General features: G+C 69.0%; 24 protein-coding genes. 7 read left to right on the top strand and 17 right to left on the bottom strand.

Going from position 1 to position 24,854, the window contains the following annotated elements:
- Window positions 1-95: 95 nt before the first annotated feature.
- A complete protein-coding gene (atzF, locus tag PSS76_RS23675) occupies window positions 96-1,817 on the bottom strand; it encodes an allophanate hydrolase (protein WP_337456719.1) in 1,722 nt (573 codons plus the stop codon).
- Between the two features lie 221 nt (window positions 1,818-2,038).
- Between atzF and PSS76_RS23680 the strand changes: the two genes are divergently transcribed.
- Window positions 2,039-2,647, top strand: coding sequence for a DUF4232 domain-containing protein (locus tag PSS76_RS23680; RefSeq protein WP_064077363.1), 609 nt, complete (start codon window positions 2,039-2,041; stop codon window positions 2,645-2,647).
- A gap of 10 nt (window positions 2,648-2,657) precedes the next feature.
- Here PSS76_RS23680 and PSS76_RS23685 read toward each other — a convergent pair whose 3' ends face one another.
- Window positions 2,658-3,815: an alpha/beta hydrolase gene (locus PSS76_RS23685; RefSeq protein ID WP_064077357.1), complete on the bottom strand. Its 1,158-nt coding sequence runs from the start codon at window positions 3,813-3,815 to the stop codon at window positions 2,658-2,660.
- 140 nt (window positions 3,816-3,955) lie between these two features.
- Here PSS76_RS23685 and PSS76_RS23690 point away from each other — a divergent pair, with 140 nt between their 5' ends.
- Complete coding sequence (locus PSS76_RS23690; protein WP_064077356.1) at window positions 3,956-5,098, top strand: T3SS (YopN, CesT) and YbjN peptide-binding chaperone 1; 1,143 nt, start codon at window positions 3,956-3,958, stop codon at window positions 5,096-5,098.
- A 13-nt stretch (window positions 5,099-5,111) separates the two neighbouring features.
- On the opposite strand, the gene PSS76_RS23695 is transcribed toward PSS76_RS23690, so the two are convergent.
- Complete coding sequence (locus PSS76_RS23695) at window positions 5,112-5,315, bottom strand: calcium-binding protein (RefSeq protein ID WP_236723293.1); 204 nt, start codon at window positions 5,313-5,315, stop codon at window positions 5,112-5,114.
- Between PSS76_RS23695 and PSS76_RS23700 the strand changes: the two genes are divergently transcribed.
- Window positions 5,314-5,733 (top strand): hypothetical protein, encoded by a 420-nt coding sequence (locus PSS76_RS23700; RefSeq protein ID WP_236733836.1) that lies wholly within the window; start codon window positions 5,314-5,316, stop codon window positions 5,731-5,733. The genes PSS76_RS23695 and PSS76_RS23700 overlap by 2 nt on opposite strands.
- Before the next feature lie 64 nt (window positions 5,734-5,797).
- Window positions 5,798-6,313, top strand: a complete 516-nt coding sequence (locus tag PSS76_RS23705; protein WP_315850064.1) for an excalibur calcium-binding domain-containing protein — start codon at window positions 5,798-5,800, stop codon at window positions 6,311-6,313.
- A gap of 89 nt (window positions 6,314-6,402) precedes the next feature.
- On the opposite strand, the gene PSS76_RS23710 is transcribed toward PSS76_RS23705, so the two are convergent.
- From PSS76_RS23710 to PSS76_RS23760, 11 genes are all read right to left on the bottom strand, one after another.
- A complete protein-coding gene (locus tag PSS76_RS23710) occupies window positions 6,403-7,536 on the bottom strand; it encodes a zinc-dependent alcohol dehydrogenase (RefSeq protein ID WP_084968953.1) in 1,134 nt (377 codons plus the stop codon).
- A 2-nt stretch (window positions 7,537-7,538) separates the two neighbouring features.
- Entirely contained in the window at window positions 7,539-7,802 is a 264-nt protein-coding gene (locus tag PSS76_RS23715; protein WP_005514298.1) for a hypothetical protein, read from the bottom strand.
- Window positions 7,799-8,962 (bottom strand): amidohydrolase family protein, encoded by a 1,164-nt coding sequence (locus tag PSS76_RS23720; RefSeq protein ID WP_013415482.1) that lies wholly within the window; start codon window positions 8,960-8,962, stop codon window positions 7,799-7,801. Before PSS76_RS23720 ends, PSS76_RS23715 begins: the two co-directional genes overlap by 4 nt.
- Before the next feature lie 87 nt (window positions 8,963-9,049).
- The gene (locus PSS76_RS23725) at window positions 9,050-9,943 is read right to left on the bottom strand and encodes an SDR family NAD(P)-dependent oxidoreductase (RefSeq protein ID WP_013415481.1); all 894 of its coding nucleotides are present in this window, start codon (window positions 9,941-9,943) and stop codon (window positions 9,050-9,052) included.
- Window positions 9,940-10,392, bottom strand: coding sequence for a Zn-ribbon domain-containing OB-fold protein (locus PSS76_RS23730; protein WP_064058110.1), 453 nt, complete (start codon window positions 10,390-10,392; stop codon window positions 9,940-9,942). Before PSS76_RS23730 ends, PSS76_RS23725 begins: the two co-directional genes overlap by 4 nt.
- Window positions 10,389-11,555: a thiolase family protein gene (locus PSS76_RS23735; RefSeq protein ID WP_084968952.1), complete on the bottom strand. Its 1,167-nt coding sequence runs from the start codon at window positions 11,553-11,555 to the stop codon at window positions 10,389-10,391. The genes PSS76_RS23730 and PSS76_RS23735 overlap by 4 nt, the downstream gene beginning before the upstream one ends.
- Window positions 11,556-11,576: 21 nt before the next feature.
- Window positions 11,577-13,976, bottom strand: coding sequence for a CaiB/BaiF CoA-transferase family protein (locus PSS76_RS23740; RefSeq protein WP_337456720.1), 2,400 nt, complete (start codon window positions 13,974-13,976; stop codon window positions 11,577-11,579).
- Window positions 13,977-13,997: 21 nt separating this feature from the next.
- Complete coding sequence (locus tag PSS76_RS23745) at window positions 13,998-15,500, bottom strand: class I adenylate-forming enzyme family protein (protein ID WP_337456721.1); 1,503 nt, start codon at window positions 15,498-15,500, stop codon at window positions 13,998-14,000.
- An 8-nt stretch (window positions 15,501-15,508) separates the two neighbouring features.
- Window positions 15,509-15,805, bottom strand: coding sequence for a hypothetical protein (locus PSS76_RS23750; protein WP_022594972.1), 297 nt, complete (start codon window positions 15,803-15,805; stop codon window positions 15,509-15,511).
- A gap of 175 nt (window positions 15,806-15,980) precedes the next feature.
- Window positions 15,981-17,390, bottom strand: a complete 1,410-nt coding sequence (locus PSS76_RS23755) for an amidohydrolase family protein (RefSeq protein ID WP_221278571.1) — start codon at window positions 17,388-17,390, stop codon at window positions 15,981-15,983.
- Entirely contained in the window at window positions 17,387-18,646 is a 1,260-nt protein-coding gene (locus PSS76_RS23760; protein WP_084986005.1) for a CoA transferase, read from the bottom strand. The genes PSS76_RS23755 and PSS76_RS23760 overlap by 4 nt, the downstream gene beginning before the upstream one ends.
- Window positions 18,647-18,713: 67 nt before the next feature.
- On the opposite strand from PSS76_RS23760, the gene PSS76_RS23765 reads away from it, so the two are divergent.
- From PSS76_RS23765 to PSS76_RS23775, 3 genes are all read left to right on the top strand, one after another.
- Window positions 18,714-19,781, top strand: a complete 1,068-nt coding sequence (locus PSS76_RS23765; RefSeq protein ID WP_337456725.1) for an enoyl-CoA hydratase/isomerase family protein — start codon at window positions 18,714-18,716, stop codon at window positions 19,779-19,781.
- A 121-nt stretch (window positions 19,782-19,902) separates the two neighbouring features.
- Window positions 19,903-20,529, top strand: coding sequence for a TetR/AcrR family transcriptional regulator (locus PSS76_RS23770; protein ID WP_005514313.1), 627 nt, complete (start codon window positions 19,903-19,905; stop codon window positions 20,527-20,529).
- 74 nt (window positions 20,530-20,603) lie between these two features.
- Entirely contained in the window at window positions 20,604-21,290 is a 687-nt protein-coding gene (locus PSS76_RS23775) for an SDR family NAD(P)-dependent oxidoreductase (RefSeq protein ID WP_064058104.1), read from the top strand.
- Window positions 21,291-21,322: 32 nt separating this feature from the next.
- Here PSS76_RS23775 and PSS76_RS23780 read toward each other — a convergent pair whose 3' ends face one another.
- The 3 genes from PSS76_RS23780 to PSS76_RS23790 all read right to left on the bottom strand — a co-directional run bounded on the left by PSS76_RS23780 (window position 21,323) and on the right by PSS76_RS23790 (window position 24,853).
- Window positions 21,323-22,276: a phosphotriesterase family protein gene (locus PSS76_RS23780; RefSeq protein ID WP_084979081.1), complete on the bottom strand. Its 954-nt coding sequence runs from the start codon at window positions 22,274-22,276 to the stop codon at window positions 21,323-21,325.
- A gap of 61 nt (window positions 22,277-22,337) precedes the next feature.
- Complete coding sequence (locus PSS76_RS23785) at window positions 22,338-23,225, bottom strand: IclR family transcriptional regulator (protein ID WP_084979082.1); 888 nt, start codon at window positions 23,223-23,225, stop codon at window positions 22,338-22,340.
- A 53-nt stretch (window positions 23,226-23,278) separates the two neighbouring features.
- Window positions 23,279-24,853, bottom strand: a complete 1,575-nt coding sequence (locus PSS76_RS23790; RefSeq protein ID WP_337456727.1) for an ABC transporter substrate-binding protein — start codon at window positions 24,851-24,853, stop codon at window positions 23,279-23,281.
- Between the last annotated feature and the right edge of the window lies 1 nt (window position 24,854).

Below are 24,854 nucleotides of genomic sequence, written 5' to 3' on the forward strand. Positions count from 1 at the left end.
AATACTGTCGTTCGGCGCGATTACGCGGTGTGGTCCGCATTGTGTTCGCAGTGTTAACGATCCGCCCTGGAGGCCCCGACCGCGTTACCTCGGCGTCACGCGGGGATGCCCGCGAGGAACGCGCGCCAGCCGCCGAACTCGGTGATGTCGGCTCCCGTCGCCGCCGCCGCGGGGGTGCAGGTGAAGCCCACGGCAGGGGTTCCGTCGGCAAGGGTCATCGCCGTCAGCGCCATCGGTTCCGGGAGCGCAGCCAGGAAGGTGCCGAGACCGGCGCGCGAGATGCGGTACAGCTCACCCGGAAGCGACCGTCCCGCTCCGCCCTCGGACACCCGCACCAGACCGGGCTTGGGCGGCTCGGAGTCCAGTCGCACCATGAGGTAGTCGTCCGTGGTGGCGACGGCCCGCTCGAATCGCGCTCCCAACGACTCCAACTGGTGGTGCAACGGCTGTCCCTGCAGGTGTGCGCCGAACACCGCCAGCCGCACGCCCTCGTCCGGAGCGACGACCGCGGTCTCGCCGGCGACGATCCGGGCGGCCACGTCGAGCGCGACCTGGTCGCCGAACGCCGGCGTCACGGTCATCACACCGAACGACTCCCCGGGCTCCCCCGGCGCCGGAACCGCGACGGATGCCAGGTCGAGCAGGTTGCAGAAATTGGTGAAGGTGCCGAGTCTGCGATTGATCTCGACCGGATCGGCGAGCACGTCGTCGACGAGAGGATGCTCGGTCGTCGTGGGTAGCAGCAGCGCCTCCACGCCGTCGAACAGTTCGGCGGCGAAGTGCTTGGCCGTCACCAGAACACCCGTGTCGCGGACGAATTCGTGCGCCGCGTGCTTGGCCGATCCCCGGACGATCGCCGCGACCGTCGGGTCCAGCGCCGCAGTGGGGTTCGCGGTCACGAACTCTCCTACCGCGTCGAATCGTTCCGCGACCAGGGCGCCATCGTAGAGCAGGCGCGCGGCTGCGAGCAGCGGGGCGATGTCCACTCGCACGATGTCGAGACCGGCATCCTCGGCCTGTGCCACGGTCGCCGCGAAACTGCGGCGGTAGCTCTCGGAGAGCACGTCCAGCTGGTCCTCGACCGGGACCCCGATCCGAGGACGGAGTGGGGCCGCGAGCACGACGTCGGCCGGCCAGGCCCGACTGCGGGGATCGTCGACGTCGGGGCCGATCATGATCGACATCGCTAGCCCCGCGAGGCTCACCGTCGGTGCCAGGACGGTGACGCAGTCGAAGTCGGCGCACGCCGGCACCACGCCCCGCGTCGGCACCAGTCCGAGCGTGGGCTTGATACCGACGACACCGTTGAACGCAGCGGGCACGCGCCCCGAGCCCGCAGTGTCGGTGCCGAGGGCGAAGTCCACCAGTCCGAGCCCCACCGCGGCCCCGGACCCCGAACTCGAACCACCGGACACCCGGTCGGGGTGGTGCGCGGCACGCACGACGCCGTACGGACTGCGGGTGCCGACCAGTCCGGTCGCGAACTGGTCGAGATTCGTCTTGCCGACGAGCACCGCGCCGGCGGCGACGAGCCGGTCCACCGCGGGTGACGACACGTCGGGGACGTAGGCGAACTCGGGGCAGGCCGCCGTGGTGGGCAACCCGGCCACGTCGATGTTGTCCTTGACGGCGAACACCGTGCCGGCGAGCGGCAGCGATTCCCCTTTCGCGACTCTCCGCTCCACCGCGGCGGCGTCGGCGAGGACGTCCGACTGGGGCCGCAGGTGAATCCACACCTCCGGGCGGCCGCACTCGGCGATGCGCGCGAAGGCCGCCCGTGCGCGTTCGGTGGGGGTGCTGGCGTCGAATGTCGTCATCGTTGGCCGCTTTCTCGCACGGGCCGCGCAGGGCGGCCCAACCATGTATACGTCGCCGTATACGCTAGGTGACCTGCTGTTACAGGCGGGCTACACGACGTGACGATCAGATGTCCGATCGTGATGGGCCCGGCCGGCCGTTCCGCGAGCCGATCTGCGGGGACTGCGCCCGCGTGCGATATTCACAGGAATCGAACCGACGACTGCCAGGAGTGCGTGCGATGTCCCGAAACCCCGTCCTGATCCGCACCCTCGGCGCCGTCGGCATCGCCGCCCTGCTCACCACCGCAGCCTGCGGCAGCGACGAGGGCGGCACCGCGGACGCGGTTCCCACCGCCGCCGCGTCGGTAACCGCTGCCGCGTCGGTTACCGCTGCCGCGGCGGCCGCCACCGCGCCGGCCCAGCTGGCCGGTTGTGCCGTGAGCGAGCTGCGCCTGACGCTCGGGCAGGGCCAGGGTGCCGCCGGGTCGACCGAGCTCCCTCTCGTCTTCACCAACGTCGGCGGACGGACGTGCGCGCTCGACGGGTTCCCCGGTGTCTCCTACGTGCAGGGCGGCGCCGACGGCGCTCAGGTGGGGGCGGCTGCGACCCGCTCCGGAGAATCCGCCGGAGCCGTCACGCTCGCCCCGGACGCGACCGCCACCGCGATGGTGCGCGCGGTCGAGGTGCAGAACTACCCTGCGGACACCTGCGCGCCCACCCCGGTCGCGGGTCTGCGCGTGTACCCGCCCAACGACACCGGCTCGATCTTCGTCCCGTACGCGTCCACCGGGTGCTCGAAGACAGGTGACGGCCTGAACCAGCTTTCGGTCCAGGCCGTCACCGGCTGATCGGGTCGCGTCAGGACAGGCCGAGCGCCTTCGCGAGCGTCGGCCACGACTTGGGAAGCTGGAGACGCCAGTAGTCCCACGCATGGACCCCGGCACCCGCGTAGTCGACCGTCACCGGGATGTCGAGCTGTTCCAGACGCGCCTGGAAGATCCGGGTGCACACGTTGGTGGCGGCCTCGATCGCTCCGCCGAGGTACAGCCGGCGGGCATCGTCCGAGCCCTCCTCGAACTCTCCGGGCAGCCCGTTCGACACCGACAGGTAGATCGGCTTGCCACGCAGCTGCTCGGCGTTGCGAACGGAGTCGTGCGACAGCCACTCGGGTCCGTCCGGATCCGACCACATGTTGGTCGGGTCGCCGCCCTGCGAGGTGACCGTGGTCTGCAGAACCAGCCGTCCCAGCGGATCGCTCGTCGAATAGCAGCCGCTGAACGCCGCGACACCGCGGTAGAGCTCGGGATGGCGGTGAGCGAGCATGACGGCGGACTGCGCGCCCATGGAGTTGCCGGCAATCGCATTGACCCCGTTGGTCTTCAGCTTGGCGTCGATCAGTCCCGGCAGTTCCTGCGTGAGGTAGGTCTCCCACCTGTTCAGGCCGAGCTTGGGATCGATCTCGTCCCAGTCCGTGTAGAGGCTGGCCCGTCCGCCGTTGATCAGGACGACGTTGACGTCCTTGTCCGCGAAGAACCCCGGCGCGTCACCGAGTCCCGCGCTCATCCAGCCGCTGCCGTTGTTCCGGGCACTCACGCCGTCGAGCATGTACAGCGTGGGGCGCGGCGCCGACCGGTCCGCCGGCAGCAGCACCTGTACCGTCACCTCCCGGCGCAGCGCCGGCGACGCGATCGTGAGCTGGACGGCCTGGTTCGACAGCGGCTTCTCACCGACGATCGCGGCGGTGGTGATGTCGTCGCGCACCGCGGGCGGCGGCCCCGGGTCCTCCTGCAGCGACTCCGGGATCGACGACCCCGAGCTGACGCTGCCGGCGCCCGAGCTTCCGGTGAGGCTCCCGAGGCTTCCCAGGCTTCCCGAGCCGAGACTGCCGGAGGCGCTCCCCTCATTCGGTGCCGCCGTCGCGGTGCCTGCGGAGAGAACCAGCGCCATCGCCGCCGCTCCCAGCCCCGCCACGGAACCGGCACGGGCTCCTCGCCACTTTCGAACGCCGACGCGCATTACATACCTCCCAGTATCGAACTCGATTCGGCACACTAGGCGAAGGAGCGGACAAACCCACATTCGGCTCCGATCAGTCGGGACGGGGCCCCCGGACCGCCGCTTCGATTTCCACTCGACGGGCGCGATACCGTATTGCTGTGTCCGAGTTCTCGAACAGATCTGCCGGAAACGACTTCGATCGCGCACTCGACGACGCTTGGGGTTCCTTCCGTTCACGCCTTGCCGACCGTATTGCCACAGCATCCGTCGACGACCAACTGGTACTCGAGACCAGTTCCGAGACGGACGACGCCGACGGTCGCCTTCCCTTCGTGCAGTGCCGGGTGACGGCCGCCCCCGGTGACCCGCTCGTCCGCTGCGAGATTCCGACGGACCTCCAGTTGCCGCCGCGACGACGGCTGTCCGGCACCGATCGCGCACGCCTGCTCGACCAGGGCTGGATCCAGCCCGACCCGGTCGAACCACCTCTGCAGTTCGAGGACTTCGACATCGGCGACGAACCCGCGCTCCTCGTCGAGAAGGCGTCGCGGTGGGCGGATCAGCTCGCGGCGATGATCGTCGCGGTCTTCCGGGACACATGGGACGTTCCGCACCCCAGCTTCCTGACGCTGCATCATCTCGGTGCGGACGCCGAACCCGTGCCCGGGGAGACGCCCGATCCGACGCCGCGCCCCGCTCCCCTCGATCGCTACCTGGCGATCCGGCCGCGCGACACGGACCATCTGCGCGAGGTGATCGCCCGGACCGTGGCGGACATCCTCGGCCACGAACCCGAACGCGATCAGGACGGCGACATCGTGCTCCGGTTCGGCGCGGCCCTCGCGTTGGTGATCGCGAACGAGGCCGCGCCCGAGATCCAGCTGTGGGCACCCCTGGTGCGCGACATCAGCGGGCGGACCCGCGCCGCGGAACTCGTCACCGACCTCAACCGCCGCTGGCCGTACCTGCGCTTCGCACTGTACGAGGACCGGCTCCGGGTGATGATCGACATGCTCGCCGACCCGTTCGTACCGCAGCATCTCGCCGACATGATCGAACACCTCGGCGACTTCCTGAACGGGGTCGACGAGGAGTTCGCGTCGCACTTCGGAGGCGTCCTGCACTTCCCGGCGGCGCCGTCACCGGCGACCGTCGGCGATCCGCCGCCGACGCCGGCCGAAACTCCGGCCGAGGCTCCGGATCCGCGTCGAGACGAGTTGCCCGACAACAAGACCGAGCGTCCTCGGCCGGTCGAGGAGCCCATCCAACCGTCACTGTTCGACGATCTCGACGACCAGTAGGGATCCGCTGCCGTCAGCAGGGGTTCGGTTCGCCGATCTTCACCACGGACAGCACGGCATCACCCTCACCGATCAGCGCACCCACGGCGGGGGTCTGACCGACGACGATCCAGTTCGAGTCGACGACCTGGTTGCGCCCCTTACCCGAGGCGTCTGCGCTCCGGGAGAAGAAGACGCCGTTCTCCTGGATGAGGTCCTGCGCGTCCTGGAGATTCATGCACATCACGTTCGGCATGGGCACGAGCGTCGGGGCGGAGACCGACGCCGGTGCAGACGCCGGGGCAGGCACCGTCGGGGAGGGCGCGACGACCGAAGCGGACACCGGCGGGGCGAGCGATGTCGCCGGCACGGCGACAGTGGCGGTCGTCGTTGCCTGCGCCGCCGCGGTCGTGTCGTCCGACGACCCGCAAGCCGAAAGCGATCCGGCGACAGCCACGCCGATCCCGAGCGCTACCGCCACCCCGACGCTCCTATTTTCGCGCACGACACGAACACCTGACGTTGTCATCGAAAGCTCCCCCGGATCCGACCACCGATCCGGTGGCGCGTTTTGGTCAACGGCCGAAGTTATACCCCAAGGTTCTGGCCACGCGTCGCAATACCCCGAACAAACCAACCGAAAGGTTCTACGGTAGACAGTCCTGTCACATCATCACGACGCCGTGGACTCCCGCGGCATCTTCCACGAATCGAGTTCCCATGCGTATTCGCACGCTCACGATCTCTCTCGTCGGCTGCGCCGCGGTTTCCGTCGCTGCACCGGCGATCGCGTCGGCATCGACAGTTCACGACTTCCTGCCGCCCGCAGTCGCCAATGCAATCCCGCAGTTCGTCGCCGATGCTGTTCAGCCGCTGCTTCCGCCGGCACCCGTCATGCGCGCCGGAACGATCCAGGACTTCCTGCCGCGCGAGATCGTCGGTCTGATCCCCACGGGATCCGCCGACGCGCTCGGTCCGATGCTTCCTCCGGTCGCCGCACCGCCGCTCGCAGCGCCGGCTCCCGCCCCGGCCCCTGCTCCGGCTCCGGCCCCGGCTCCCGCCCCGGCCCCGGCCCCGGCTCCCCAGGCAGCGCCTGCCCCGCAGACGCCGCGCCCGCAGGTCGGCTACAAGAACTGCACCGAGGCACGCAACGCCGGCGTCACGCCGATCTACCGCGGGCAGACCGGATACGCACCGCACCTCGATCGCGACAACGACGGGATCGCCTGCGAGTAGCACCGCTCGTCCCGCGCGCAAACTGACCCGTCGCGCGCTCGATTGCGCGCGCGGGAGACGAATTCGCGCGCGGGACGGAACCGGAACTGTCAGGCGTCGCTCATGGTCGGGGTGATCACGATGTTGATCGGCCGTTCCTCGGGGTGATCGCCGCGGAGCAGTTCGATGCCGTACTCGAGGCGATCGAACCCGAGGACGTGGGTCCGCATGCGGCCGAGCGGGAAGCGGCCGGACGCGACGATACCGGCCGCCTGCTGGTATGACTGGACGCTCGACCCCCCGCACCCGATCAGACGGATGTTCTTGAGTGTCAGCAGATCGATCGGGAAGTTCTCGATCGGCCGGGTCTTCAGTCCTGCCGACACCACCGTGCCACCGGTGCGGACGATGTCGAGGGCGTCGAGCAACGGGCCGGTCGCGTGCGGCGACGTGTCGAGCACGACGTCGAATCCGCGCCCACCGGTCGTCAGGTGCGCCGCGTCCCGCAGGTCCTCGGTCTCCACGTCGACGACGACGTCGGCACCGAACTCCTTTGCGAGATCCAGCTTGTGCCGATCCCGTGACAGTCCGGTCGCGAGGATCGTGTCGGCGCCGGCGGCCTTGGCCGCGACGACGGCCGCCAACCCACGCTGGCCGCAGCCGAGGATCGCGATGCTCGTCCCGATCGTCGTACCGGGGGTCGTCACCGCCCAGTCGATCGCGGCAGCCAACGGATTCCACAGCGTGGCGTCCAACGGGTCGGTGCTCTCCGGGAACGGGTGCAGAATCGTGTTCGGGTGGATGTAGACGTGCGTCGAATACCCGCCCCACAGCGCCGGCGCGTGCCGGGTGGGGATGTATCCGTACGCATTCGGGCGGAACGGCCAACCGGCGCAGCGGATGATCGCGCCCTCCCGGCAGGCATCGCACCGGCCGCACCCGAGGAACGGGTTGACCGCCACCCGGTCACCGACTCGCACCCCGTCCGAGCGCGCGCCGACGCCGACGTCCTCGACGATGCCGACGATCTCGTGACCGTTGATCCGCGGGAACGGCGACACCCCGGGTTCGTATGCCGAGTGCTTCACCTCCCACGAATCGATGTCGCTGGCGCACAGCCCGTTCGCCTCGACCCGCAGTAGCGCCGCACCGGGCTCGAGGACCGGAAGCGGGAACTGCTCGAAACGCACCTCCCGCGGACCGGTCTGCACCAGCGCGGTTGCCCTCGACGGCGTGGACGCCATGGTCAGCCCTCCTCCACGAACTTGCGGGACGCGGCCGCCGCCGCGATGCGCCGGCGCACCAGATCGATCGCCTCGGTCGATGCCCCCGACGTCTCCAGATACGCCAACTCGGCGGTGGCCTGCGTGACGACCGCGTCGAGGCGTTCGGACGCGAGGTCCCGTGTGAGCAGATCCTGCTCGACCCAGTCGTCGGCCTCGATCCGCTCCTCCGCCGTCATCGGCGTGATCGGCGGCTGCTGCCACCCGAACGGGTCGGGCGAGCTCACGCCTTCGCCCCGTCGTCGTAGAAGTTGAACAGCCGGCGAGCGTTGGTCTCGACGATCTTGACGACCTCGTCGTCCGGCACGTCCTGAAACCGGAATTCGGCGTGCTTGCGGCTGTTGGGCCAGTACGAGTCCGAGTGCGGGTAGTCGCATTCCCACGTGATGTTGTCGATGCCGACGACATGCCGGTTCTTCAGCCCGAAGTCGTCGTCGATGAAGCAGCCGTACATGTTCCGGAACCACAGCGTCGACGGCACCACATCCTGCACGACGTTCTGGTAGTGGCGATGGCGCTCCCACACCGCGTCGATGCGCTCGAGCATGTAGGGCACCCAGCCGATGTTGCCCTCGGACAGCGCCACCTTGAGATTCGGAAACTTGTGGAACACCGGCGAGAACAGCAGGTGCGAGGTCGACGACATCATGTTGGTCGCGTACAGCGAGATGGTCACGGCGTACGGCGCCTCCTCCGCCGTGGCAGGCGGGCGGCCCGAGGAACCGAAGTGCATGCACAGCGGCATCCCGGTCTCCTGCGCGGCCGCGAAGACCGGGTCCCAGTGGTCGGTGTAGTACGACGGGAGCCCCAGCGGGACCGGATCCTCCGGGAACGTGATGCCCTTGGCACCCTTCGCCGCGGTCCGGTGGATCTCGTCGACGCACTCCGCGATGTCCCACAGCGGCAAGATGATCACCGGGATGAAGCGGTCCGGCGCGGCGGCGCACCACTCGTCGAGGACGTAGTCGTTGTAGGCCTTGACGCTCAGCAGCGCCAACTCCATGTCGGTGCTCTCCACGGTGAAGAGAGCACCCGCGAAACGCGGGAAGGACGGGAAACAGGTCTGCGCCCACACGCCGTCGAGGTCCATGTCGGCCAGACGCGCCTTGGGGTCGTAGCAACCCGGGATCATGTCCGAGTAGCGGACCGGTTCCATCCCGAAGTCCTCGGGATCCTTGCCCGCCACCGCGTTGAGTCCAATCGCCGGGAAGCGCTTGCCCTGGTAGTTCCATACCTGCATGGGCGCACCGCCCGACGGTGAGGGCTCCTCGACGATGCGCGGGCCGGCCTCGAGGTATCTGGTCGGTAGGCGATCGGCCCACACGGTGGGGTGCTCGATGAGGTGGTCGTCGACCGAGACGAGCTTCATCCAAGGCTGGAGTGGCATGGGGGTGCCTCCTGTAGAAGTCTGTAACAAACGATTGTTGCAAGAGATGTGCGTGGTGTCCGCGGAACGAGCGGATGGGTCTTCGGGTCAGAGGACGGCCGACAGGTAGCCCGGGCGGATGCGAGTCTTGTCGATGTCGGCGGGCTGCCATCCCGGTAGGAGCGAGGCGCCGTCGAGCGTGCGGACCGGACGGTCGAGCTCCACCAGCAGGCCGAGGTTGCGAGTGATCCTCCCCGTCAGCACCTTCGGGTCTCCGGTGCACAGGGCCAGTGCCGCCTCCGCGATGGTCTCCTCCGGTTCGGAGTTGCCGGTGGTGACGCCGGGCACGGTGAGCGCGTTCTCGGTGGCGATCGAATACTCCGGGGCCAGCGTGTTGACCGCGATGTTGTCGTCGTAGAGATCCATCGCGGCGCCGGTGGTGATCCGGTCGATCATCGCCTTGGTGCCGCCGTACAGGCACGCACCGAACGTCGAGTTCGGGGCGAACGGCGGACCCTTGCGCGGCCCCGCCTGGGTCGACGAGATGCTCAGGATCCACCCGGCCCCCCGCTGCCGCATGCCGGGCACCGCCGCGGTCGCCAGGTCCCACCCGGCCCAGACGTTCGTCTCCACGGAATCGTAGAAGGACTCCCGAGTCATCTCGCCGTACAACTGGTCGAAGTGCCGTGTGGCCGCGGCGTTGTTGACGAGGATGTCGACCGGCGCACCGAAAACCTTTTCGGCGTGGGCAATCACCGACGCGCGGTCGCCGTCCGGATCGCCGAGGTCGAACACCAGAGGCTGCGCGGTGCCGCCGTCGGCTCGGATCTGCGCGACGGTCTCCTCGAGCGACCCCTGCAGACGACCGTCGCCGGCGCGCATGGAACGTGACACGGCCAGCACGCGGATGCCGTCGGCGGCGAACCGCCGTGCGATGGCCCGGCCGATGCCGCGACTGGCGCCGGTGACGACGGCGACGTGCGGAATATCGTTGTCGCTCATCCGTTCATCCCCGAGTGAGCGGGCGCGAAGTACGGCAGTACGACGCCCTCTTCGATCTCGTGGAACACCACCGCGACAGGCATGTCGATCCGGACGTCGGCGGGCGCGCACCCGATGATGTTCGACACCATGTGGTAGCCCTCGTCGAGCTCGACGATGACCACCACGTAGGGGCTCGTGAAGGCCGGCGTCTGCGGCCTGGTCACCTCGGTGTAGCTGTAGACGGTGCCGCGACCGGAGCCGACCTGCCACTCGAGGCTGTCCGCCCCGCAGCCGCGGCACAGCTTGTTCGGGTCGAACTCGGCGTGTCCACACGCCGTGCAGCGCTGGTACCGCAACTCTCCCGCGACGCATCCGTCCCAGAACGGCTTCGACAGGACGGTGGGCTCGGGCAGTGGAATTCCCGCCCGCTGGGGCGCCAGTAAGGTCGTGATGGTGTTCTCGCTCATGGTCGTTCACTTCCCAGTAGCAGGACGTCGGTGAAGAAGGCGCCGGCTCCGCCGTTGCTGCAGAGCACCACCTGGGCGTCGTCGACCTGATTGGTCTCGCAGACGCCCTGGAGTTGGTGCACGCCCCGCGCGATGCGTTGGGTGAGCTGCACGATGCCGCCGCCGTGGCTGTAGGACATCAGTCCGCCGTCGGTCGTCATGGGCAGCCGCGGGTCGTCCCCGGTGACGTTCTCGACGACCCACTCACCGCCCTCACCGTCACCGCAGAAGCCGAAAGCCTCGAACTGGCGGATGATCTCGAACGAGAACGGGTCGTACAGTTCGGCCACGTCGACGTCGGCGGGCGTGAGGCCGGCCATCGCGAACGAGGTGCGGGCAGCCCGCCGCCCGACGTAGCCGTTGGGGATGTCCGACGAGCGGCTGCCGAGATCCCAACTGGGTGCGTGCTGGTACGAGGGCCCCATGTGGTCGAGTCCGCCGCCGAGGACGTAGACGGGCGTGCCGGGCAGGTCCTTCGCGCGCTCGGCGGTGGTGACGACGAGTGCGCAACCGCCCTCCGAGGTCATTGCGCAGTCGAGCAGGTGGAACGGGTCGGCGATCATTCGCGACGCCAGGATGTCGTCGACGGTGAAGGGGCCGCGCCCGTAGTAGATCGCATCGGGATTGATGTTGCCGTTGTTGCGGATCCGGGCCGCCACCGCCGCCATCTGCTCGGACGTCGTACCGTGCCGATGCATGTGCCGCCGAGCAATGAGGGCGAACTCCGAGGCCGTGTACAGACCGAAGGGGGCGACGAACTCGTTGGACGGTCGCGTCCACGGGGCGGTGGATTCGCGTTCGGTGTACCGGCCGGCCTCCCCGTCGGCGACCAGCACGGTCTCGCACAGCCCGGCCGCCACGACACTCGCGGCATGCAGCACGCCGGTGATACCGCCCGGGTTGTTCGCGTTCCACACCGGGCCCAGGCCCAGTGCGTAGATGAGCTGGGGCGCGGTCTTGCTGTACACGCCGTCGATCGTGGTGGGGTCGATACCGGACTGGGCGATGACGCCCCGCGCCGCGTCGAGACTGATGGTGAAGCTGTTGTGGCCGTCCAACACCCGGGCCTGCTCGGTGTTGTAGGCGGCGACGATCACCACGTCGCGGAAGGGATGTGCACTCACATCGAGTACTCCTGTCGAGTGTCAGAGATGTAGGGGACGGTCGCCGATCACGTTGCTGTCGCGCAGATCTTCGAGGTGGGCCGCATCGAGCCCGGCCAGCGCGGTGAGCACCTCGTCGTTGTGCTGTCCCAGCATCGGCGCGGCCGTCGTGAACGCCGGTTCCTTCCGCGCCGCGAACACCGCGGGAAGGCCGGGGATCTCGAGCGGCCCGAACACCGGATGGTCGACCTTCTCCGCGAATCCGCGGTGCCGGGCCTGCGGGTTCTCGAGGATCCGGCTCGGATCGACCACACGCGCGGCCGGGACGCCCCGTGCAGTCAGCGCAGCCGCGAGTTCGTCGACGTCGCGCCCTGCACAGAACTCGGTGAGCAATTCGTCGAGGCGATCGTGATGCCGGCGACGGCCGTCCGCGGTGTCGAAGTCGGCGTCGAGCACACTGTCCGGCAGGTCGAGCACGGCGGTGATCGCGGTCCACTGCGCGTCGTCGTGGGCTGCGAGCGCGAGCCAGTCGTCCGCTCCGCCCGCACACCGGTACACGCCCTGAGGCGCGGAGTCCGGACCGCGGTTGCCGTCACGGGAGAGCGATTTTCCGTTGGCGCTGTACTCGATCACCATCTCGGCGGCCACGTTCAACGCGCTCTCGACCATCGGCACCTCGACGAAACAGCCCCGGCCCTCGGCCCGCGCGTATTCGAGGGCCGACAGGGTCGCGACCACGGCGTGCAGCCCCGCGACCGGATCGCACGGACCCTTGAGGACCATCGGGCTGCCGTCGCGGTAGCCGGTCATCCACGACAGGCCCGTCGCCTGCTCCATCGTCTGCGCGAACCCGGTGCGATCCCGCCACGGACCGGACAGACCGAAGGCCGGCATCCGCACGAACACCACGGCCGGATTCGTCTCGCGCAGCCGATCCCACGTGAGCCCGAAATTGTCGAGCACGCGGGGCGAGAAGTTCTCGATCACGACGTCCGCGTGGCGAACCATCTCCAGCAGGACGTCGACGCCCTCGGGGCGGCTCAGGTCGAGTGTCACACCGAGTTTGCCGGCATTCGCGCCCTGGTACACGCCGCCCGCCTCCCACCAGGCCGCCTCGCCCGGGGATCTGGTCGAGGTGAACCGCATGCCGTCCGGCCGTTGTACCGACTCGACCTTGATCACCTCGGCGCCCATCCCGGCGAGTACCTGGGTCGCGGCGGGGCCCGCCCAGAACGCGGTGAGATCGAGAATCCTGATGCCGGCCAGTGGTGCAGCGTCCGCGTCGCCGAGCGGCCTGTCCGGCTGTACCCGTGGCGTCCACGGCTCTGCGCCGTCGTGCTCGCCCACGAGTGGCGCGCGGCCGACAGCACCGGGCACCACGGAGTCGACGAGGTACGGCCGTCGCGGCTGGACGAAACCCGCGGGGTTCTCGACGAACACGCCGCGCTCGGCGAAGTGCGCGTTCTCGGTGACAGTCTCCGGCGTTTCGATCGGCGACACGGGAATTCGCATGGCACCGGCTATCTCGTGGATCGCGTCGGCCGGCATGGTCGACGTCCAGGACTCGATCATCGACTGGAAGTCCGCGTAGCGTTCCTGGCGTCGGCGCACATCGACGATCGAGTCGTCGGCCAGTAACTCGGCCCGGTCGATCATGATCAGGAAGTCCTGGAACATCTGAGCGGTGATCGTGCAGAAGCCGATGTAACCGTCGAGACATCGCTCGACAGAAGGGATCTCCACCGTCCGGGCCGTGCGGCGGCCCGGCGCTCCGGACAACGTCGCCGTCACCGGGTGGTAGAGAGCCATTGCGATGCACATGGATTCGAGCATCGACAGATCGGCCCACTCACCGCCGCGGCCACGACGTCGCGTTCCGACGCACAGGCCGAGTGCCGTCGCCGCCGCGTACGATCCGGCGATCCACTCACCGAGGCGGCCACCGGCCTGCAGCGGTTCCCGCCCCTCCGGCCCACGAATCGCCAGTGAACCCGCGAGGGCCTGGAGTGTGAAGTCGGTGGCGGGCAAGCCGGCCCACGGTCCGGTTCTCCCGAACGGTGTGATCGACAAGATGTCCACTCCGGGCGTGGTCGAGCGGATCAGCTCGATGTCGTCGATCGTCAGCTCGCCGGACTCGACCACGAGATCGGCGCCCGCGACGAACGCGCGCACATACTCGTCCCGTACCGTCCCCCGGATCGAACGCTTACCGGCGGCGAGGTACTGGAACAGCGCGCCGTCGGTCTGTCCGCGGTAGCGGTTCCTGCGCCGGAACGAATCCCCGGCCGGATCGCTCTCGATCTTGACGACATCGGCGCCCGCGTCGACGAGCATCTTGGTGCAGTACGGTCCCGCGAGTCCCGTCGTGAAGTCGACCACCCGGAAATCGGCGAGCAACGATTGCGGTGCGTTCTGCTGTTGCACTGTCTTCGGCTGTTGCACTGTGGCTCCTCTCGATCTCGGTCAGACAGTGGCGGGCACGAACTCGTCGCGCAGGACGCGTCGCAGGACCTTGCCCAAGTCGTTGCGCGGCACGTCCGTTCGGAACTCGACGAACGCCGGTACGCGGGACGACCGCAGTCTGGCGCCCACCCAGGCGCGAATCTCGTCCGCGGTGAGCACACCTTCCGGACGCGGCACGACGGCGGCGACGACGATCTCGCCCCACTGGTCGTCCGGAACGCCGTACACGACGACGTCCTCGACCGAGGGATGCTCGCCGATCACGTCCTCGATCTCGCCGGGTGACAGGTTCTCCCCGCCACGGACGATCACGTCGTCGAGGCGCCCCTCGACGTAGACGTATCCCCCGTCGTCGATCCAGCCGCCGTCGCGGGTACGGAACCATCCGTCGGAGTCGAGTAGCGAGGCACCGGAGTACTCCCCCGACACCTGCGCGCCCCGCACCCACAGCTCGCCGCGCTCACCCGGCGCAACGTCGCGTCCGGCGTCGTCGCGCACCACGATCTCGACGTCCGGAACCGGTAGGCCGACCGACCCCAGCCGTCGCTGGACGTCAGGGTCCGAGGACGAGACTGCGGCACGGTGCTCGGCAGGTCCGAGAACGGCTACGGAGGAGGAGGTTTCGGTGAGACCGTAGCCGTTGACGAAGTCGACGTCCGGCAGCAGTCCGAGGGCCCGCTCGATGACGGGCAGCGGCATGCGGCCTCCGCCGTAGGACAGGTGACGCAGCGACGGGAGGCCGCCCCCGTCCTCGGTCAGCACGTCCACGATGCGGGCGAGCATCGTCGGCACGACCATTGCGTGGGTGATCTCCTGCTCGCGCACGAGGCGCACCCATTCGCGTGGGTCGAAGTTCGGCATCTGCACGATCCGGCGGCCGCTGTAGAGACCTGTGAGCAGTCCTGCGACACCTGCGATGTGGTAGGGCGGGACGCTGACGAGGGCGGCCTCGTCGGGCCCCGCGCCGAACAGCTCGGTGCCGCCGAGTACGTACGACACCAGGTGCCGGTGACGCAGGATGGCGATCTTCGGCGGGCCGGTGGTCCCACTGGTGTGCAGGAGGACTGCCGGGGCCTCCGGGTCCTGGTCGGCCGGCGGAATCTCGGCCGCGACCGCGGCGCCGAGCCTCTCGACCAGCACCCCGGGCTCGACGGTCTCGACGCCGTCCACCAGGCCTCCGATCCGGGCGACGGCGCCGTCCGCGACCAGGAGGGCCGGCGCCCGACCCGCCACGAGCCCACGGAGAGGCTCGTCGGCCAGTCGGTAGCTGATCGGTGCGAACGGGATTCCGGCCCATGCCGCGCCGAACAGTGCGATCGGGAAGGCCGCCCCGGCGGTCGCGCCGTACAGCACCGTCTGCGCGGTGGTATCGGCACGGTCGGCTGCGAACCTGCGGGCCAGCTCGAGCAGGCGGCTGTAGCTGAGCCCGTCGCGCTTGTCCCCGATGGCGATTCGGTCGCCGTCCGCATCGGCGGCGATCTCCAGCAGTGTCAGGATGTTCATCGTCTTCCTCAGTCCGAGGCGGGCATCGCCTTGGGCGCCTTGACACCCAGCGTTTCGCCGTCGACCGTGAGCACGCCGCTCCCGGGCTTCGTGCACAGCAGTTCGACGGTGCCGTCGGCGTTGCAGTAGCGCTTGCCGAGTTGGAGCTCGCCGCTCGTGGTCCCCACCGGGTCTGCCGCCTGCTCCGGGGTGACCATCGGCGCACCGTCGCAGCGGATGTCGACATCCTCTGCGGGAATCCGGATCACGATCAGTTCGGCCGCCGAGGTGGTGCTCCGCAACCGGGCTCCGACACGCAACTGCATGAGATTGACTCCTTGATGTTCTGTTCGAGAGCGATGCTTTCGGGCACACGGTGACGACGTCGTTGCCCGCGTGGATCAGCCCGGGCGAGAATCCGAGCAAACGTTTGTTGCAAGCACTATTGCAGCCCGATGTGAGCTACGTCAAACACCGCGGCGATGCGCGTCGCAGCCCAGGTCATTTCGCATGCACCACGAGACCGTCGACGAGAACCGTTCCGACAGCACCGGAATCGGGCGTATCGAGCATCGTGCGAAGCGGAACGTCGAGGACCACGAGGTCCGCCACAGCGCCCGGGCGCACCCGCCGTGGCGGGCCACCGGGCTGCTCCGCGGGACCCAGATACGCCGCGAGTGCCGCCGCCGTACCGACCCGCTCCGCGGCACCGAACACCGCTCCGGAATCGGTTCTCCGGGTGGCGGCGGCTCGGATCACCGCCCACGGATCGAGCGGGCCGTAGGGCGCATCGCTTGACAACGCCACCGGCACCCCGGCCTCCAAAAGCGTGCGGCATCGGTAGAGATCCGGGTGGTCGCGCTCGTCCACCCGGGCGCGGTAGTCCTCGCCGCGGTCCGCGACGAAGCCGGGTTGGGTCACGACGGTCAGCCCGTGACGTCGCAGATCGGCCACGACCTCCGCGGGGACGATGGAGGCGTGCTCGATCCGGTCCCCCGGAACGCAACCGACGTCGCTCAGGACCGCGAGCAGCACCGCCAACGATTCCCGGCTGACGCTGTGCGCCGCGAAGGCCCGTCCGGCGGTCCGCACGCGCCTGATCGTCTCGGCCAAACCGTCGAGGTCGGGCATCCCGGAATCGGCCAACACGATCTTGTACGGCCCCACCGTGACCCGCTCGCCGTCGCCACCACTCACGTCGTCGCCGAGTGGCACGCCCAGCAGGTGCAACCGTTGGGGAATGTGACCCGATCTCGACGCGTCCACCAGTGCCGTCAGCGAGTCGGCGCCCAGGTCGGGGGTGGCGTCGGTGACCGCCGTGAGACCCAGCCGCGCGAGATCCGCACCGACGCCGTGCAGTCGAGGCGGGCCCGTTGCGGGGAGCAGGGTTCTGAGCAGGTCGTCAGCGCGAAAGATGCGGCCGGTTGGTCGCCCCTCCGGGCCGCGCTCGATCCCAGGGTGCTCCACCGAGGCCAGACCCGTTGCGCGGATCGCGGCGCTGTTGAGGATCCACATCGCACCGCTGCGATGCTGGATGCGCACCGGCCTGCGGGCGTGGAACCGGTCCAGGGCGTTCGCGTCCAGGTCCCCTGCGACGGTTTCGACATAGCCGACGCCGCGAACCCAGTCCTGCGCAGAGTCGAAACCGCCCAGTACCTGCCGTAGCCCATCCGGCGTCCGGACATCCGGCGGACCACACCGAACCGAGGCCCGGGCCGCCGCCAACGCATGCAGGTGCAGATGGTGGTCGGCCAACCCGGGCAGTACGGCTCCTCCGCGAGCATCGAGCCAGTCCACGCCGCGGCGCCACAGATGCGTCCCCACCTCGCAGATGCGGCCCGCCCGGAGTCTCACGTCGACGCCGGGCCGACCCTCCACCTCCGCATTACGGATGACGAACTCGGCCGTCATGCACGCTTCTCCAGTTCACGCAGCACCCGCTCGGTGTCCCGTCCGGCTGCCGGTGCGGGCGCGAAAGCTCCGGCCCGCCGCCGGGGTTCGGCGATGTCGACTTCACCGGAAGCGCCGTCGACCACCCAGCGGTCGCCCCGACGGCGGACCCGGGGCTGCGGTTCCGCGACGTCGACGAGCGTCGAGGCGACCACCTCCGACATCGCGACCTCCCACAGGTGGCCGGGGCCGCCACCGGGCGGTTCGCTCATCGCGCGGACGGCGGCGGTGAGCCCGGTGAGCGGATCGGCGATCGCGTCACCGACGAACATCGGCGCCCCGGCGGCGTCAGCGGCCACCAAGCCACTCGACGCGGCGACGTCGTCGCCGAATCCGACTGTCGGCGAGTCGCGTCCACGCGCGGTGATCGAGACCCACGTGGTCCCGGCCGCACAGGCCGCCGTCGCGTCGAGCCCGAAGCGTTCCAGCGCGCGCGGCCGTGACGCCTCGACGACGATGTCCGCGGCATCCACGAGCAGCGCCAGGGCACGGCGTCCGAACTCGGTGTCCGGGTCCAGGACCACCGACTCGTGACCCGAATGCAGCAGGTCGTAGAACCCACGATCCCCGAATCGCGCGCCGTCCGGTCGATTCGGTGTCTCGACCTTGATCACCCGCGCTCCCGCCGCACCGAGCAGGTGTGAGCACAGCGGTCCCGCCCACAACGCGCTGAAGTCCACCACGAGCAGACCCTCCACCGACCGGGGGCGAGCCTCGGCCGGGGCCGTCGGCGCAGATGCACGGCGGACCACCGGTGCTGCGGCGATACCCAGCATCTCCGCGCCGTCGGCGAGTTCCGAGCCGGAGTGTTCGCGCAGCCACATTTCGACGGCCGGCCACGGATCACCGCCGACGTCGTGGCCGACCAGGGCGCCGAGCAGTGCGGCGTCGTCGGGGCGAGCACACGAGACGGCTGCCCACCCGTCAGCGGTCGGGAGCAATCGGCAACGACGCCCCACCGAGATGTTCCCGCCGCGAACGCCTCCCGTGTACGCGGCGCGCTCGGACAGCAGACGGCCGCCGTCGACCCGTACCGGGTGCGCGGTGTCCGCCGTGGCCGCACCGATCCAACTCGACAGTTCACGGGCGTACGACGCGGCCCGCCCCGGCGGTACGACCGGTGGCCCGTCGGCGGGACCGGTCAACGCGACGAGGCCGCTCTCCGCCCAGTCCCGGGTCCGGTCCACCTGCCGCGACGCAGCCAGGGGCGTCACCACAGAGAACCTCGTTCTAGACTTCACGCACCCAACACTTGCACAAAGCTTTTCGAACTACGAGGACCGAATGGAATTCCACCCTCCTCGCATCACGGCCCGCCAGCTCGCCCGTGGCGCCGCGGATGTGCCGCTGCTCGACGACTGCGGGGCCGTCGACACACCGATGATGGTCGTCGACCTGAGTCCCGGCGCGGAAGGGTCCGACGACGCGGCAGTGCTGGCCGCCGCAGCACGCCGCGCCCGTGCCGCGGATCGGATCCTGGTCGGGGTGAGCGGAGGACGTCCGGACGCACGGACCGTGCTCACGGACGAGCTCGACGTCACGTACTCCGACCACGTCGACAGCCGCACCCCCCGATGCGAGGTCGCGGTTCCCGACGTCGACCGAGCCGTCGACGACCTCGCGGCGCGCGTCTCCGCGAATCCTCAGGCCGCGGTCGTCCTGCGACAGGTTCTCCGCAGCAGCGGCGGCCTCGACACCCGTGCGGCCGTCGACGTCGAATCGCTCGCCTATTCGACGCTGCTGGGCGGCCCCGAGTTCGGCCGCTGGCTCGGGGAGCGCGGAGACCGACCACCGCCACCGGCACCGGATCGCGAACCCGTCCTGATGTCCCGCGACGGCGACCGTCTGCGGATCACGCTCAACCGGCCCGAACGCCGCAATGCGTACGGCGCCCGGCTCCGGGACACGCTCACCTCGGCGCTGAGCGTCGCGATGTCGGATCCGTCGATCACCGAAGTAGTGCTCGACGGTGCCGGTCCCGCATTCTGTGCCGGCGGCGACCTCGACGAGTTCGGAACGACGCCGGATCTCGCACTGGCGCATCTGATCCGTACGCGCGCGGGCGCGGGGCTGCTCGTCCACGAGTTGGCCGACCGCATCGAGGTGCACGTCCACGGCGCCTGCGTCGGCGGCGGCATCGAGATTCCTGCGTTCGCCGGCCGTGTCGTGGCGAGTACCGACGCCTGGTTCCGCCTCCCCGAGGTCGAGATGGGGTTGATCCCGGGAGCGGGCGGCACGGTGAGCATTCCGCGGCGGATCGGGCGCTGGCGTGCGATGCACCTGTTCGTGACGGGAGCCCGATTGGACTCGTGCACAGCGTTGGACTGGGGTCTCGTGGACGCGATTCACTGACCGGGTCCGGACACAGTGCACACCAAACGCTTGTTGCAGCGGCCCGATTCTCCTGCCATGATTGGCGAACAGGAACCCGAGCGCGATCGTTCGCGCTCCCCGCCGCAGAAGGGCCGTGCGAATGCCGTCGAAGCTCGATCGGGAGTCGGCGAGCAATCGCCCCAGCGATGCCAAGACCGCCTTCCTGACCAGGATCCGCCAGGCCGCGCTGCGTCAGTTCGCCGAGAGCGGCTACGACGGGACGTCGATGCGGGACATCGGTTCTCTCGTCGGCGTACATGCCGGCAGCCTGTACGTCCACATCAAGAGCAAGGAAGACCTGCTCTACCAGATCGTCGGCGAGATCGCGGAGAGCGGCGAGGCCGCACTGCAACGGGTCGAGGCCTCCGAGGTCGGCGCGATCGACAAGCTCAGGATGCTCGCCCGTATCCATCTGCGCTGGTCCATGGCCAACCCGGACGCCGCAAAGGTGTTCGAGCGGGAATGGATGCGGCTCAACGGCGCCCAGCTCGCCGAGGTGCAGGTAAAGCGCCAGCGCTGGGCCGACGCGGTGGAACGGATCATCCAGGCGGGCGTCGACGAGGGCACGTTCCGCAACATGGACGTGGCCCTGGCGGCCGTCGCCTTCCGCTCGGTGCTGAACGCGAACTACACGTGCGACGGCGATCCGGACGTCGACGGCGTCAAGCTCGCCGACGAGTTCGTCGACTTCCTCTTCAACGGCTGGGTCGCCTCCGACCACCGCTGACACCCCGCCGTCCACACTCCCCTCGTCGGTGCTGCGCGGACCGCATCGACCCCTCGAACATGTGAAGGACCGACATGACTGGAACAGCATTCGTCACCGGCGGAACCGGCGCGCTCGGCGTCGCCGTCACCAACCACCTGCTGTCGATCGGCTGGCGTGTGGTGGTGCCGTTCATCGAGCCGTCGGAAGCGTCCCGACTCGACGACCACGAACGCCTCGAACTGGTCCGCGCCAATGTGTCGGTTCCGAACGAGCTCTCCGCGGCCGTCGCCCTCGCCGCCGGTGATTCCGATGCGCCGCTGACGGCACTGGTCAATCTCGTCGGCGGATTCGAGTCGGGTCCGCGCACCCACGAAGCCGACGCCGAGGCCATCGACCGTCAACTGGATCTGAACGTGAAGACCACGTACGCGGTGCTGCGCGAAGGGCTTCCGCACCTGGTCGCCCACGGGCGCGGCTCGGTCGTGTCGATGTCGTCCGGGGCCGCCCTGAAGCCGTTTCCCGGCGGCACCGCCTACAGCACGTCCAAGGCTGCCGTCCTCGCCCTCGCGGAGTCGATCGCGGTCGAGTACAAAGCCGATCACATCCGGTCGAATGCCCTGCTGCCCGGCGTGATCGACACCCCGGCCAATCGTGCGGCGATGCCGAACTCGGACCGCGCGAACTGGGTTGCCCCGGCCGACATCGCCAAGGTGATCGCGTTCCTGCTCTCGGACGACTCCGCCCCGATCTCGGGCGCTGCCATTCCCCTGGGTCTCTGACGCGGTTCCGGAGGTCTGCCGACCCGACGGGATCAGCGGACCTCCAGGAACTCGGCCGGATTGTCCTCGAGCATGGCACGCACGGTCTCCGGATCGAGCCCGGAGGCTTCGAGAGCTGGAACGACCTGCCGGTTGACGAACGTGAAATCGACTGCAGGATCGTTCGATTCATCGTCCTTGAAATCCTGCCAGGATCCGAAGACTCCGAAGTAGGTTGCCAGGTCGTGGGACAGTAGGAGCCGATCGCCGTGGCCACGCGCACACAGTTCGACGATGGTGCGCACCCGGGCCGCGAGGCTGTTGCCGACAGCGCAGTGCCCGAACCGGTCCATGCCGAGGTAACAGCCTCGACGGAGCATCGTCTCCAGATAGCCGAGATCGTTCGTGTCGCCGCTGTGCCCCAGTACGACCTGACGCGGCTCGACGCCGCAATCCTCGAACAGATCGAGGATCCCTTCGCCGTTGCCGACGTCGGGGTGGTGATGACAGAAGACCGGCAGGCGCTGCTCGGCGGCCACCCTGCCGATGGCCCGGAACACCCGGTCGAGGATCGGGGTGATGCCGTCGTCGGCGCAGGCCGCCTTCATGATTCCGGGTCGCACACCGGTGCCGGCGATGCCGTTCTCGCATTCCCGGCTCAGCCACGCATGGATCTCGTCCTCGCTCCGCCAGTTCAGGAAGACCTCCTCCTGATAGTAGAAGCCGCTGGACACGACGAACTCGAGCCCGGTCCGCTCGGACACCTCGCGGATCAGACCGATGTCGCGGCCCATGTTCACCGGAGTTCCGTCGACCACCGTTCGCACGCCGCTCTCCCTGGCACGCAGGAACTGCGCAACCGCGCGTTCCACGATCACGTCGTGCTCGTAGTAGTTCTCTCCGAACGCCATTCGCATCGACCAATCGGCCGTGACGATGTGCTCGTGGATCAGGGTCTGGCCGAGTTGCGAGCGGTCGATGGGACCGCGGACGGTGTTCACCGGCATGCTGTTCTCCTTCGATGGTCGAGAAGTTCCGGCGTGCGGATCGATCGGTGTGGCTCCCCGGTCAGACCCATCGGCCGGTCTGGATCGAGGCCAGCCGGTCCAGCGAATCCGCCGACCAGGTGTCGACGCGGGTACCGGTCACGCGCCGATTCCGCCGACCGTCACCGAACTCCGGGTCCAGAATCCGCGAGACTTCCGCAACCGCATCGACCACGAGTGGGGCGACGCGTTCGAGGTTCGAGCCTCTGGCATCCCCACACAGCGAGATTGCGGCAACCGGTCCGGCGACGCCACGAACCGCGGCACCGACGCATGCCACACCGCGGACCGACTCGCCCTGCTCGAAGGCCACGCCGCCGCGTCGGCGAATCCTGTTCAGTTCCTGATGCAGTGTCGCGATGTCGGTGATCGTCCTGTCGGTGCGACGAGCGAGGCCCTCTCCGTACAGTTCGTCCACCCGCCGGGGATCGAGCCAGGCGAGCATCGCCTTGCCACCTGCCGTCGCGTAGGCGGCGCCGCGACCACCGACACGCGACGGCAGGCTCGAGGCGAAGCGGCCGCCTCTCTTGTCCAGGTACACGCCATCCGCCCCGTCGAGCACGGAAAGATGCACGACCATGCCGGTCTGCATGTGCAATTCGTGCAGTGACGGCGCTGCTGCAACGCGAATCTCACCGTCGACGCTGCCGCCGAAGCGGCGCGCCCGCCGACCGAGGCAGTAGCCGAACGACGCGTGCTCCACCCATTCGAGGCCGATGAGTTGGTCCAGGATCCGGTGCACCGTCGAACGAGGCAGCCCGGCCCGTATCCCCACCTCCTCGAGGGTGAGCCGGGTCGACCGGTCTTCGAAGACGTCCATGATCAAGGTCATCCGCTCGATCATGGACGGAGCGACCCGCCGGCGCGGCCTGGTCGCGGCGGTTGACTCGGCGGGATCGACTCGCGCCATGGAGACCTCCAAACGTGGATCACTCAGTGTGTGGACGCGGTACCGGGAGTGCGTCAGCGCTCCATCCAGGCCTCGTCGAAGAGGACGACGTTGTCGATGCTGACGTTGGCGCCGTGCAGCTTCGGCGTCCACGCCGTGTACACGGCGGTCGGCGCCCACACCGCATACGGAACGGTCTCGTCGGCAAGCTTCTGAATGTCGTCGATGGCCGTCTGCTTCGCGTCGTCGCTGCCGGCGGTCTGCAGCTTCACCAGTAGAGCGTCCATCTCGGGCGAGTTGTAGCCCGCGGCATTGTTGCTCGACGTGCTGCCGAGCGACCCGTACAGGCGGAGCAGCGGTGCCGCGTCGATGAGCGACGCACCGCTGCGGGCGATGTCGAAGTCCCGATCGACGTAGACACGGCGAGTCAGGTCGGTGACGCTGTTGGCATACGCGACCTCGACATCGAAACCGATCGAGTTCAGCGCGGCCTGTGCGGCGAGAGCACCCTGACGCGAGGCCTCCTCGTTGATGGCCACGTACGTGAGCTTGCCGTTGTAGCCGTCAGCCTTGGCCTGGCTCAGCAACTCCCGCGCCTGATCCGGGTCGTAGGTGACGCCCTGCACGTCCTCGTTGTGCCACTTCGAGCCTTCCGGGAACATCGCCGAGCCGGCCGGTCCCTTTCCGCCGTTCACACGCTGGTTCAAGGCCTCCGGATCGATTCCGAGCGCGATCGCCCGACGAACCCGGACGTCGGCACCCGGACGACCCTCGCGCTGATTGATCATTCCGATCGCGCCGAGCCCCTGGAGATCGCGATAGCCCTCGAGGCCGGCGTCGATCGCGCTGTCGATGACCTCGGTGTTCCGGTAGAGATAGCCGGCGTTGAGCTCGCCACTGCGAATGGACTCGAACATGCCCTGGGCGTTGGCCGTGGGAACGAAGCGCAGACCAGCGAGTCGCGGCTTTCCTCCTACGTAGTCGGCACGCGGCGCCAGCTCGAGCACCTCGTTGGGAGCGAACCGGGTGACGGTGAACGGCCCGGCGCCGATCGGCGTGAACGAACCCGACGCTTCCGAGCTCGGCGCCACGATCACACCGGGCCCGGCCGCGAGCAGCACCGGAAAGTCGGTCCACGGGCGTTGGAGCCGGATGACCACCGTCTTCGCGTCGGGAGTCTCGACACCGGCAACCGAGTTCGTCCACACCTGCGCCACATCGCGCTTGGCCGCGACATAGCGGTCGAGACTCCACTTCACCGCGGCCGAGTCGACCGGCGTCCCGTCGCTGAACGTGGCCCCGTCACGCAGCGTGACGGTCCACGCCTGCCCGTCGTCGGAGGACTCGAGCCCGGCCGCCAACTGCGGTACGTACTGCGACTTCTCGAAGTCGTAGCGCACCAGGGTGTCGTAAATCGCGGCCAGCTCGGTGCCGCCCGTCGACCCGGCCATCAGGGTCTTGGTCGGGTCCAGCGTCGCCGGGAAGCCGTACGACCCGTAGGTCACCACGCCGCCGTCGACGGGGTCGCCCTCGCCGGCACGATCGCCGACGTAGCCGATCGCGTACGCGCCACCGGCGTTCACGGAGTCGCCGGAACCCTGGCCGTCAGCCGAAGCGCAGGCCGTCAAGGCCAGAGCACCGATGCTCACG

Origin of the sequence: Prescottella sp. D32, assembly GCF_037287305.1 — a bacterium.
GTDB classification, from domain to species: domain Bacteria; phylum Actinomycetota; class Actinomycetes; order Mycobacteriales; family Mycobacteriaceae; genus Prescottella; species Prescottella equi.